The sequence below is a fragment of the Amycolatopsis sp. NPDC051903 genome, assembly GCF_044452505.1.
In the GTDB taxonomy this organism is placed as follows: Bacteria; Actinomycetota; Actinomycetes; order Mycobacteriales; family Pseudonocardiaceae; genus Amycolatopsis.
The window spans coordinates 207,721-218,234 of record NZ_JBITBT010000002.1; the positions used below are offsets into that span (position 1 = coordinate 207,721).

At 72.7% G+C, this 10,514-nt stretch carries 12 protein-coding genes; 8 read left to right on the forward strand and 4 right to left on the reverse strand.

The features are described from left to right. Positions 1-87 precede the first annotated feature (87 nt). Positions 88-738 (forward strand): enoyl-CoA hydratase-related protein, encoded by a 651-nt coding sequence (locus ACIA77_RS05210; RefSeq protein ID WP_395884522.1) that lies wholly within the window; start codon positions 88-90, stop codon positions 736-738. On the opposite strand, the gene ACIA77_RS05215 is transcribed toward ACIA77_RS05210, so the two are convergent. Further along, positions 735-1,544 (reverse strand): carbon-nitrogen hydrolase family protein, encoded by an 810-nt coding sequence (locus ACIA77_RS05215; RefSeq protein WP_395884523.1) that lies wholly within the window; start codon positions 1,542-1,544, stop codon positions 735-737. The two genes, ACIA77_RS05210 and ACIA77_RS05215, sit on opposite strands and share 4 nt — an antisense overlap. 144 nt (positions 1,545-1,688) lie before the next feature. Between ACIA77_RS05215 and ACIA77_RS05220 the strand changes: the two genes are divergently transcribed. The 5 genes from ACIA77_RS05220 to ACIA77_RS05240 are packed head-to-tail and all read left to right on the forward strand — an operon-like array spanning position 1,689 to position 6,026. Further along, positions 1,689-2,360 (forward strand): GntR family transcriptional regulator, encoded by a 672-nt coding sequence (locus tag ACIA77_RS05220; RefSeq protein WP_395884524.1) that lies wholly within the window; start codon positions 1,689-1,691, stop codon positions 2,358-2,360. A gap of 39 nt (positions 2,361-2,399) precedes the next feature. Continuing rightward, on the forward strand, positions 2,400-3,722 hold the full coding sequence (locus ACIA77_RS05225) for a M20/M25/M40 family metallo-hydrolase (RefSeq protein ID WP_395884525.1): 1,323 nt from the start codon (positions 2,400-2,402) through the stop codon (positions 3,720-3,722). An 18-nt stretch (positions 3,723-3,740) separates the two neighbouring features. Beyond that, entirely contained in the window at positions 3,741-4,634 is an 894-nt protein-coding gene (locus ACIA77_RS05230; RefSeq protein ID WP_395884526.1) for an alpha/beta fold hydrolase, read from the forward strand. A 31-nt stretch (positions 4,635-4,665) separates the two neighbouring features. Next, the gene (locus ACIA77_RS05235; RefSeq protein WP_395884527.1) at positions 4,666-5,274 is read left to right on the forward strand and encodes an ArsR/SmtB family transcription factor; all 609 of its coding nucleotides are present in this window, start codon (positions 4,666-4,668) and stop codon (positions 5,272-5,274) included. A gap of 2 nt (positions 5,275-5,276) precedes the next feature. Beyond that, entirely contained in the window at positions 5,277-6,026 is a 750-nt protein-coding gene (locus ACIA77_RS05240; protein ID WP_395884528.1) for an SRPBCC domain-containing protein, read from the forward strand. Between the two features lie 18 nt (positions 6,027-6,044). Here the strand turns inward: ACIA77_RS05240 and ACIA77_RS05245 are convergent, their stop codons facing one another. The 3 genes from ACIA77_RS05245 to ACIA77_RS05255 all read right to left on the reverse strand — a co-directional run bounded on the left by ACIA77_RS05245 (position 6,045) and on the right by ACIA77_RS05255 (position 8,349). After that, positions 6,045-6,269: a DUF5703 family protein gene (locus ACIA77_RS05245; RefSeq protein ID WP_204096177.1), complete on the reverse strand. Its 225-nt coding sequence runs from the start codon at positions 6,267-6,269 to the stop codon at positions 6,045-6,047. Then, complete coding sequence (locus ACIA77_RS05250) at positions 6,266-7,282, reverse strand: YncE family protein (protein ID WP_395884529.1); 1,017 nt, start codon at positions 7,280-7,282, stop codon at positions 6,266-6,268. Before ACIA77_RS05250 ends, ACIA77_RS05245 begins: the two co-directional genes overlap by 4 nt. Positions 7,283-7,380: 98 nt before the next feature. Continuing rightward, positions 7,381-8,349, reverse strand: a complete 969-nt coding sequence (locus ACIA77_RS05255) for an aldo/keto reductase (protein WP_395884530.1) — start codon at positions 8,347-8,349, stop codon at positions 7,381-7,383. A gap of 123 nt (positions 8,350-8,472) precedes the next feature. Here ACIA77_RS05255 and ACIA77_RS05260 point away from each other — a divergent pair, with 123 nt between their 5' ends. Together ACIA77_RS05260 and ACIA77_RS05265 are read left to right on the forward strand one after the other, a co-directional pair. After that, positions 8,473-9,516 (forward strand): LLM class F420-dependent oxidoreductase, encoded by a 1,044-nt coding sequence (locus ACIA77_RS05260; protein WP_395884531.1) that lies wholly within the window; start codon positions 8,473-8,475, stop codon positions 9,514-9,516. Beyond that, entirely contained in the window at positions 9,516-10,358 is an 843-nt protein-coding gene (locus ACIA77_RS05265; protein ID WP_395884532.1) for an undecaprenyl-diphosphate phosphatase, read from the forward strand. The genes ACIA77_RS05260 and ACIA77_RS05265 overlap by 1 nt, the downstream gene beginning before the upstream one ends. The last annotated feature ends 156 nt before the right edge of the window (positions 10,359-10,514 follow it).

Sequence of the window (10,514 nt, forward strand, 5' to 3'; positions counted from 1 at the left end):
AGAGAATTGCGATCGTCGCCTGACTGTCGCGTCAGTCGGGGGCGGTCGGTTTGACCGCGAGCAGCCGTCCGGCTACCGTCGGCGACCGTGACCGCCGCACTGCCCCGGGCCGTCCGCACCGAGGTGGTCGACGGCGTGCTCGTCGCGACCGTGGACCGCCCCGGCGGCAACCCGATCGACTCCCAGGTGAGCTTCGAGCTCTACGCCGCGTGGGCCCGGCTGCGCGACGACCCGGCCGTGCACGCGGGGATCGTCACCGGCGCCGGCCGCGAGTACTTCTCCGCCGGCTGGGATCTCGCGCCCGCCGCCGGCGGTTTCGCCGGGGTGGCCGACTTCTTCCGCCTCGCCAAGCCCATGATCGCCGCCGTCAACGGCCTCGCCCGCGGCGGCGGGTTCGAACTCGCGCTGATGACCGACCTCATCGTCGCCGCCGAGCACGCCGAATTCACGGTGCCCGACCACCGCGGCGCGGTGCCGTTGCCGGAGCGACTGTCCGAAGAGGCCGTTCGCGCCCTGTACCGCAGCGGGCGGCTGAGCGCCGCCGAGGCTGCGAGCTGCGGAGTGGTGCACCGGGTCGTCCCGGCGGGCACTGAACTCGCCGTGGCGCTCGACCTCGCACGTTCGCTCGGCGCCACGCCCGGCGCGGCCGCGGCCGTGAAGGAGATCGGCCGCGGCGCGCACCGGGCCGGCGACGAGTTCGCGATCCTGCCGCCGCACCACCGGGATTCGGGCGGCTAGTTGTCGGATTCCTTCGGCACCACGGCGAAGCGGCGCAACGCCAGTGCGGGGTTCGTGGTCCGGACCTGCTCGAGCCGATCCGCCGAGACCTCGGCGACGGCGACCCCGGGCCGTTCGCCGAGCGACGCGGCGACGACGCCCATCGGGTCCGCGATCAGGCTGGACCCCGACCCCATCGGCGCGATCTGCCCCGCCGCGGCGACGTACACGGTGTTCTCGATCGCGCGGGCCTTCACCAGCGTCGTCCAGTGGTACTCCTTCAGCGGCCCCGGCACCCACTCCGCCGGCAGCAGCACGACCTGCGCGCCCGCGTCGGCCAGCCGGCGCGTGACCTCCGGGAAGCGCAGGTCGTAACAGGTCTGCAGGCCGAAGGCCAGGCCGGCGGCCTTGAACGTCGGCGGTTCGGTGATCTCCCCGGCGACGATGAAGTCGGATTCACGGACGCCGAACGCGTCGTAGAGGTGGATCTTCCGGTACAGCGCGGCGAGTTCGCCGTCGGTACCCGCGGCGACCAGCGTGTTGCGGATCTTCCCACCGCCCGGCACCGCTTCGTTGACCCCGGCGACCACGACGACGCCGCGCTCGCGGGCCACCTCGCGCAGGCCGGTCACGAACGGGCCGTCGAGGTCCTCGGCCGACGCGACGAACCGCTCGTCCACGGCGGGCGCGGTGAACATCGAGTACTCGGGCAGCACGACCACCTCGGCGCCGCGGTCCGCGGCCTCGCCGACGAGCCGCGTGAGCTCCGCCAGGTTGGCGGTCTTGTCTTCGGTGGGCGCGAACTGCGCGACGGCGACGTGCGCCATGCGGGGGTCCTTTCGGGAGCGGGGAGCGGGGCACCGAAAAGGTTCCGATCTCGGTGTACTTCGTGTATACACGAAGGGTTTCCCGTGGTCCAGGGGTGTAGGCTCGCCACCGCGCCGACGCGGGCGCCCGACGAGGGGAGACGCATGACCACCACCCAACCGGGGACGACCCCGGTCGAGGGCGGACCGGCTCGGGAACGGGTGTACGCCTGGCTGCGCGACGGGATCATCTCCGGCGCGCTCGAGGGTGGCCGGTTCCTCGACGAGCAGTGGGTCTCCGGGGTGGTCGGTGTGTCCCGCACGCCCGTGCGCGAAGCGTTCCACCGGCTCGAAGCCGAGCGGTTCATCAGCCTGCTGCCCCGCAAGGGCGCGCAGGTCCGCACGGTCACCGCGCGCGAACTCGAAGAGGTGTACCAGAGCCGCCGGCTCATCGAGGGCCACGCGATCGCCGAGGTCTGCGCGGCCCGCGCGGGTGCCCCGGCCGAGATGGCCGGCCTGATCGAGGACCTGGTCCGCGCCGGAGCCGAGCGCGACTGGTTCGCCGTCTCGGGGTTCGACCGCCAGTTCCACCGCGCGATCGTCGGCGCCGCGGGCAACACCGTGCTCACCGAGCTCTACGACACCCTGCGCTCGCGCCAGCAGCGCGTGACCGTTCGGGCGCTGGAGGCCCGCCCGGAGCGCCTGACGATCATCGACGCCGAGCACCGGCAGCTCGTCGCCGCGCTCGACGCGGCGGACGCCGACGAGGCGCTGCGGATCCTGAACCAGCACCTGCGGCCCGTTTCCGAGGTGGTTTCGGCCCTCGACCGGACGTAGCACGGCGCCCGGGCCCGCCCCTGATGATAGGAAGGTCGGGTGACCGAACCGAACTCGATCGATGCCGCCGCTGCCGAGGCCGTCACGCTGACGAGCGAGCTGATCCGCATCGACACCACGAACACCGGAGACCCCGAGACCCTGATCGGCGAACGCGCCGCCGCCGAGTACGTCGCGGAGCGCCTCACCGACGCCGGCTACGAGATCACCTACGTCGAGTCCGGCGGCAAGAACCGGCACAACGTCATCGCGCGGCTGCCCGGCGCCGACCCGTCGCGCGGCGCGCTGCTGATCCACGGTCACCTCGACGTGGTCCCGGCCGACCCCGCCGAGTGGTCGGTGCACCCGTTCTCCGGCGCCGTGCAGGACGGCTACGTGTGGGGCCGCGGCGCGGTGGACATGAAGGACATGGTCGGCATGACGCTGGCCCTGGCCCGGCACTACAAGATCAACGGCATCGTGCCCCCGCGCGACGTCGTGTTCGCCTTCCTCGCCGACGAGGAGGCCGGCGGCAAGTACGGCGCGCAGTGGCTCGTCGAGCACCGGCCCGAGCTTTTCGAAGGCGTCACCGAGGCGATCAGCGAAGTCGGCGGTTTCTCGATCACGCTCAAGGACGACGTGCGCGCGTACGTGATCGAGACGGCCGAGAAGGGCATCCGCTGGATGAAGCTGCGCGTGCGCGGCACGGCGGGCCACGGCTCGATGATCCACCGCGACAACGCGGTCACCAAGCTGGCCGAGGCCGTCGCGAAGCTCGGCAACCACCGCTTCCCGCTCGTGCTCACCGACTCGGTGCGCGAGTTCCTCGCGGGCGTCACCGAGATCACCGGCTGGGACTTCCCCGAGGACGACCTCGAGGGCGCGGTCGCCAAGCTGGGCAACATCTCCCGCATGATCGGCGCGACCCTGCGCGACACCGCGAACCCGACGATGCTCACCGCGGGCTACAAGTCCAACGTGATCCCCTCGGTCGCCGAAGCCGCCGTCGACTGCCGCATCCTGCCCGGGCGCATCGACGCGTTCGACCGCGAGCTGGACGAGATCCTCGGCCCGGACATCGAAAAGGAGTGGATGGAGCTCCCGCCGGTCGAGACCACGTTCGACGGCGCCCTCGTCGACGCGATGACCGCCGCGGTGCTCGCCGAGGACCCGGGCGCGCGGACCCTGCCCTACATGCTTTCGGGCGGCACCGACGCGAAGTCCTTCCAGCAGCTCGGGATCCGCAACTTCGGCTTCGCACCGCTGAAGCTGCCCGCCGACCTCGACTTCTCCGGGCTGTTCCACGGCGTCGACGAGCGGGTGCCGGTGGAAGCGCTCGAGTTCGGCACCCGCGTGCTGGACCGGTTCGTGCGTTCGTCCTGACCGCCGGGAACCGCCGGAATGCCCGCGTTCACGCTCGCCGACGGGACCCCGTTGCACCTGGTGCGCTGGGGCGATCCGGCGGCGAGCGTGACCGTCGTGCTGCTGCACGGCTACGCGCTCGACCGCCGCAGCTGGGAACGGATCGCGCCACTGCTGCCCGAAGCCGTGCAGCACCCGCTGTCGGTCGTGGCCTACGACCACCGCGGCCACGGCAGGTCCGGCCGTGCCGGCCGCGGCACGGCGACGATGGCGCAGCTGGGCGACGACCTCGCCGAAGTGCTGGAGCGGGCCGTGCCCGAAGGGCGCGTGGTGCTGGTCGGCCACGACATGGGCGGGCTCGCGATCATGGCGCTGACGCAGCGGCACCCGCGGCTGTTCGCGGCCCGCGCCGCGGGGCTGGTGCTGCTCGCGACGTCTTCGGGCCGGCTCGCCACGGAGGCCGCGGCCGCATGGCCGGGCGCGCTCGGGATGCTCGCGCAGGACCTGGAACTCGTGCTGGGCGCGAAGCTGTTCGGCCTGGTGCGCGAGCACACGAGCCGCGCGGTCAGCGCCGGCCTGCGCTGGTGGCTCTTCGGCGACGACGCGGATCCCGATCTCGTCGAGCTGACCGTCAAGATGATCAAGCGCAATTGGCCGCACACCGTCGCGATCTTTCGCCCGGCGCTCGACGCGTACGCGCGCGACGCGGCGTTGGCGCGGGTGGGCGCGCTGCCGGTCACGGCGATCGTGGGGGAGCGGGACCGCATCGTGGCGGTCTCCGACGTCGAGCAGTTCGCCGGGTCCCTGGACCACGGGACGGCCGTGGTGCTGCCGGGGGTCGGGCACGTCGTGCCGCTGGAGGCGGCCGCCCAGGTCGTGCCGCGGATCGTCGCGCTGGTCCGCGACGCGCACCGACAAGACAACGGTTCTTGACAACTTAGTTTTTCGGTACGACGATGACCGCATGTTTCCCGTTGCGGTGATCGAGGACGCGGCCGCGGCCGAGGTGTCGCTGGACCCGGTCCGGGCACGGCTGCTGGCCGAGCTCGCCCAGCCGGCGTCGGCGACGATGCTCGCCGCCCGCGTGGACCTGCCCCGCCAGAAGGTCAACTACCACCTGCGCGCGCTCGAGAAGCACGGGCTCGTGGAGCTGGTGGAGGAGCGGCGCAAGGGCAACGTCACCGAGCGCATGATGCGCGCGACCGCCGCCTCGTACGTGATCTCTCCGGCGGCCCTGGCGGCGGTGCAGCCCGACCCGGCGCAGTCGCCCGACCGGCTTTCGGCCCGCTGGCTGCTCGCCGTGGCGGGCCGGCTGGTGCGCGACGTCGGCATCCTGATCACCGGCGCCGCCCACGCCCGCAAGCGCGTCGCGACGTTCGCGCTCGACGGCGAAGTCCGCTTCGCGTCGGCGGCCGACCGCGCGGCGTTCGCCGAAGAGCTCACGGCGGCCGTGACCACGCTGGTGAGCAAGTACCACGACGAAGACGCCGAGAACGGGCGCACGCACCGCGTGGTCATCGCGGTGCACCCGAGCGTGCCGGACGAGCCGGCCACCGAGAGCGGAGAGGGCTGATCATGGGGGACCGGTTGCCGGGCAAGGACTTCGAGGCGCACGACACCGCCGAGGTCGACGCGAAACCGGAGGAGATCTGGGCGGCGATCTCGACCGGCCCGGGCATCGACTCGTGGTACATGGGCCGCAACGAGGTCGAAGCCGGCGTCGGTGGCATCGTGCGCGGCGCGTTCGCGGGTTTTGAACCCGAGTTCTCGATCACGGCGTGGGAGCCGCTCGAGCGGCTCGCCTACGGCACCGAACCCGCGGCCGACGGGCGCCGGATCGCCTACGAATTCCTCGTGGAGGGCCGAGGCGGCGGCAGCTCCGTGATCCGTTGCGTCACGAGCGGCTTCCTGCCCGGCGACGACTGGGAGGAGGAGTTCGAAGCGATGACCGCGGGCGGCGCGCTGTTCTTCCGCAACCTGCTCGAATACGTCACGCACTTCGCGGGCCGCACGGCCACGCCGGTCACGGCGTTCGGTCCCCCGGTCGGCGACTGGGAGCGGCTGTGGACGGCGCTCGGCCGAGAACTCGGGCTCGACCGGCGGCCGGCCGAAGGCGACCGCGTGCGGATCACCCGCGCCGGGCAGACCACCGAAGGCGTCGTGTACTTCGTCAACACGCAGACGGTCGGTGTGCGCACGGCCGACGCGCTGCTCTGCTTCCTGGAAGGCTTCCGCGGCCCGCTGGTCGCCTGCCACCACGTGTTCACCGACGCGGGCGGCGACGAGCAGAGCTGGCAGGAGTGGCTCGGGCGCTTCGGCGCCTGAGCCGCGGGTGGGCCGGCCTCAGGTGGCCAGGCCCGGCAGCCGGTCCGCCGCGGTGCGCTTGCGCCGCAACCAGACCCGCCGGGTGCCATCGGCGTAGAGCCGCACCGTGCGCAGCTCCCAGCCGGCGAACTCGGCGTGGATCGAGAGCTGGATCGTCGCCGCGCGCCGCGACACACCCGGAGGCAGCCGCAGGCGGCGATACTCCCAATCTCCTTCGACCACCGCCTCGTCGACCGTCGTCATGGCTGGATCACCTGGGTCCCTTCTCCGGAGGCCGAGCCGACGAGCACGCGCCCGCTCCGGTCGTCGACGCTCACCGAATTCGGCTGGCGCACAGTCGGGAATCGGTACTTCTCGACGGGTTCGCCGCCGCGGACGTCGAAGCCCACCACTTGGTTCTGCCCGGTCAGGGTGACCCAGGCCAGGTTGCGCTGGTGGTCGTAGGCGATGCCGTAGATCCCGCCCGGCACCGGGTAGAGCTGCCGCAGGATGAGCGGGCCGACGGAGAACGCGAGCAGCGCGCCCGCGCGGGCGTCGGTCACCAGCACGCGGCCGTAGTTGTCACTCGTGGCGTTGGCGGCGCCTTCGCCCGCGCGCAGGCCTTCGCCCATCGTCCCGGCGTTCACGTCGACGCTGAACACCGCGGTGCGCAGCCGGTCGAGCACGACCACACCCTGACCGGTGTTGACCACGTCGTCGGCGCTGTAGAGCTGGCCGGTGATCGTCTTGGTCACCGCGCCGTTCGCCAGGACCTCCACGGCCTTGCGGTCGCGCACCGCGACGAGCGTGTCCGGCCCGTCGGCGACGCCGGCCGCGGGCTGGCCCGCCACCGGCTCCGTGGCCCGCTGCCCGGTCGGCAGCGTGATCTTCACGAGCTGCCCCTTGCCCGGCACGCTCGCGATCGCCTGGCCATTGGAGGCGGTCAGCGACTCCGCCGGGCCGGGCAGTGGCACGGTCGCCTTGGGGGTGCCGAGCGAGTCGAGGTCGTAGACGAGCACCGACGGCGGCTGCGTGACCGCGACGGCGAGCGTGTGCGTCTTCTCGTCGGTCGCCAGCGCCGACACCGCGGGTGTCGCGAGGACCTGACCAGCGGGTTTCACCGTCACGGCGGGGGAGGGCGCGGGCTTCGCGGCGACCGGGTTCGCCACCACCTGCAGCGAATCCGTGTTGTTCTGGCCCGATGACGAGCACGCCGAGAGCGCGAGGGCACCGGCCAGCGGGATCGCGATCCGCGACACGGCGGTGAGCCGACGCACCTTGAAGCCTCCAGCTGTCCCTCGGCGAGGTGTCCCCACCAGCATCCCCCACGATCCTCGTGCCGTCACGTCAGCGTCATCCAACAGACACCTGCGCCTCATTTCAGTCCTCGTTCGGGATAGCCCACCTCGACGCAGCTCACGTCGTCGAGCGCGCTGCGGATCGCCGGCGGGAGCGTGAGCTCTTCCGCCGCGAGCGACCCCGTCAGCTGGCCGGTGTCCCGGGCGCCGACCACGGGCGCGGCCACCCCGGGGCGGTCGCGGACCCAGGCCAGTGCGACGACCAGCGGTGACGTGCCCAGCCCGTCGGCGGCCGTCGCCACGGCCTGCACGATCCGCGCCGCGCGGTCGGTGCGGTGGTGCTCGACGTACCCGGCGTACTCGCTCGACGCGCCGCGCGAGTCGGCGGGCGTGCCCGTGCGGTACTTGCCGGTCAGCACGCCGCGGCCGAGCGGAGCCCACGGCAGCAGCCCGATGCCGTGGTGCACCGCGGCCGGCACGGCCTCGCGCTCGATCCCGCGCTCCAGCAGCGAGTACTCGAACTGTCCCGACACGATCGGCGCGGCCGCGCTCGCGCGGGCGGCGGCTGTGGCCAGCTGCCAGCCCGCGTAGTTGGAGACGCCGACGTAGCGGACCTTGCCGCTGGTCACCGCGTAGTCGAGCGCCGAGAGGGTCTCCTCGATCGGCACGCCCGAGTCCCACGCGTGCAGCTGCCACAGGTCGACGTGGTCGGTGCCGAGCCGGCGCAGCGAGCCGTCCAGCGCGGCCAGCAGCGCGCCGCGCGAGGCCCCGCCGCCGAACGGGCCGTCGGTGCGCCGCGCTACGGCCTTGGTCGCCACCACGACGTCCTCGCGCGGCACCAGGTCACCCAGCAGGCTCCCGAGCACGCGCTCGGCCTCGCCGTCGGCGTAGATGTCCGCGGTGTCCACGAGGGTGCCGCCCGCGTCGACGAACGCGACGAGCTGGCTGGCCGCCTCCTCGGCGTCGGTGTCCCCGCCCCACGTCATCGTGCCGAGTGCCAGGCGCGAGACCCGCAGGCCCGACCGGCCGAGCTGTCGCTTTTCCACGACCGCCGAGCCTAGTCGGCCACGCGGCCCGGACTTGACCAAGGTGACGCCGTGTCGCGGCCCGCCACCCCTACGGTGCACCCAGGGCCGGGCCGCCGAGACGTGATCGGTACGTTTTCGGCCGTGCGAATCGGACTCAACCTCGGTTACTGGGGCACCGGGGACAACTCCGCGAACCTGGCGCTGGCCGGGAAAGCGGACGAACTCGGCTACGCCGTGGCCTGGGCGGCCGAGGCCTACGGCTCCGACGCCGTGACGATGCTCACCTGGATCGCGGCGCGGACCGAACGGATCGACGTCGGCAGCGCGGTGCTGCAGATCCCGGCCCGGACGCCGGCCATGACCGGCATGACCGCAGCCACCCTCGACACGCTCTCGGGCGGGCGGTTCCGGCTCGGCCTCGGTGTGTCGGGCCCGCAGGTGTCCGAAGGCTGGCACGGCGTGCGCTTCACCGACCCGGTGGGCCGCACCCGCGAGTACGTCGAGATCGTGCGCGCGGTGCAGACGCGGCGGCGCGTGCGCTTCCGCGGTGAGCACTTCGAGCTCCCGCTGCCCGGCGGACCGGGACTGGCGCTGGGCCTGACCTTCCGGCCCGAACGCAAGCAGGTGCCGATCTACCTCGCGGCCATCGGACCGAAGAACCTCGAGCTGACCGGCGAGGTCGCCGACGGCTGGCTGCCCGTCTTCTTCTCGCCCGCCCACGCCGGCGAGCAGCTCGCCCGCATCCGCGCCGGCGCCGAAGCGGCCGGACGCTCGCTCGACGGGTTCGACATCGCCCCGTCGGTGCCGCTCGTGGTCGGCACCGACTGGCGCGAGTGCGCCGACGCGGTGCGCGCCCACGCCGCGCTCTACTTGGGTGGCATGGGCAGCCGCGAGCAGAACTTCTACAACCGGCTGGCCGCCCGAATGGGCTTCGAGGCCGCGGCCGCCGAAGTGCAGGAGAAGTACCTGGCCCGCGACTACGCGGGGGCGCAGGCGGCCGTGCCGCTGGAGTTCCTCGACGCGACGTCGCTGCTCGGGCCGCGCGAGCGGATCGCCGAGCGCATGACGGAGTTCGCGCGGGCGGGTGTGACGACGTTGTCGGTGACCCCGTACGGGGAGTCACCGGGTTTCGAGGCGGCGCTGCGGACCGCCGTGGACGCGATCGAGCTGGCGGGAGTGGCCTGATGGGGTGGTTCGAAGCACTGGTGCTGGGGCTGGTGCAGGGGCTCACGGAGTTCCTGCCCATCTCCTCCAGCGCGCACCTGCGGATCGTGGCCGCGCTGGTCGGCTGGGACGACCCGGGCGCGGCGTTCACCGCCGTGACCCAGATCGGCACCGAGCTCGCCGTGATCCTCTACTTCGGCAAGAAGATCGGCCGCATCCTGCGGTCCTGGTTCTTCTCGCTCTACCGCCGCGGCTGGCGCCACGACCCCGACGCGCGGCTGGGCTGGCTGATCATCGTGGGCTCGATCCCCATCGTGGTGCTGGGCCTGCTGCTGCAGGACGCGATCGACGAGGCCTTCCGCGACCTGCGCATCACCGCGTCGACGCTGATCGTGTTCGGCATCATCCTGCTCATCGCCGACCGCATCGGCCGGCAGACGCGCACGCTCGACGACCTGACCGTGCCCCACGGCCTCGGGTACGGCTTCGCCCAGGCGCTGGCGCTGATCCCGGGTGTCTCGCGCTCGGGCGGCACGACGAGCGCCGGCCTGCTGATGGGCTACACGCGGGCCGACGCCGCGGAGTACTCGTTCCTGCTCGCGCTGCCCGCGGTGTTCGGCTCGGGCCTGTACAAGCTCACCGACATCGGCAAGAACGGCGAGACCGCGCAGTGGGGCCCGACGATCCTGGCGACCCTGGTGGCGTTCGGCGTGGGCTACCTGGTCATCGCGTGGCTGATGGCCTACATCAAGCGCCGCAGCTTCGTGCCCTTCGTCGTGTACCGCATCGTCCTCGGCGTGCTCCTCTTCGCACTGATCTTCAGCGGCGTCCTCGACCCCAACGCCGGCCCCGTCAGCAGCTGAACCCCTACCCGCCTTCGCCACTCCTTCGTAACCACAACGCGAGATCGCGCCGGGGGGGGGGGGGGGGGGGGGGGGGGGGGGGGCGCCCCCCCCCCCCCCCCCACCCGCAAAACCCCCCCCGCCAAGAGACACCGCCCCCCGCCGGCCGGCCGCCGC

Coding starts and splice junctions, on each gene's coding strand:
- ACIA77_RS05215 (WP_395884523.1), bottom strand. CDS start 1,544: ATGGCGCACGTCGCCGTCGCGCAGTTCGCGCCCACCGAAGACAAGACC.
- ACIA77_RS05220 (WP_395884524.1), top strand. CDS start 1,689: ATGACCACCACCCAACCGGGGACGACCCCGGTCGAGGGCGGACCGGCT.
- ACIA77_RS05230 (WP_395884526.1), top strand. CDS start 3,741: ATGCCCGCGTTCACGCTCGCCGACGGGACCCCGTTGCACCTGGTGCGC.
- ACIA77_RS05235 (WP_395884527.1), top strand. CDS start 4,666: ATGTTTCCCGTTGCGGTGATCGAGGACGCGGCCGCGGCCGAGGTGTCG.
- ACIA77_RS05240 (WP_395884528.1), top strand. CDS start 5,277: ATGGGGGACCGGTTGCCGGGCAAGGACTTCGAGGCGCACGACACCGCC.
- ACIA77_RS05245 (WP_204096177.1), bottom strand. CDS start 6,269: ATGACGACGGTCGACGAGGCGGTGGTCGAAGGAGATTGGGAGTATCGC.
- ACIA77_RS05265 (WP_395884532.1), top strand. CDS start 9,516: ATGGGGTGGTTCGAAGCACTGGTGCTGGGGCTGGTGCAGGGGCTCACG.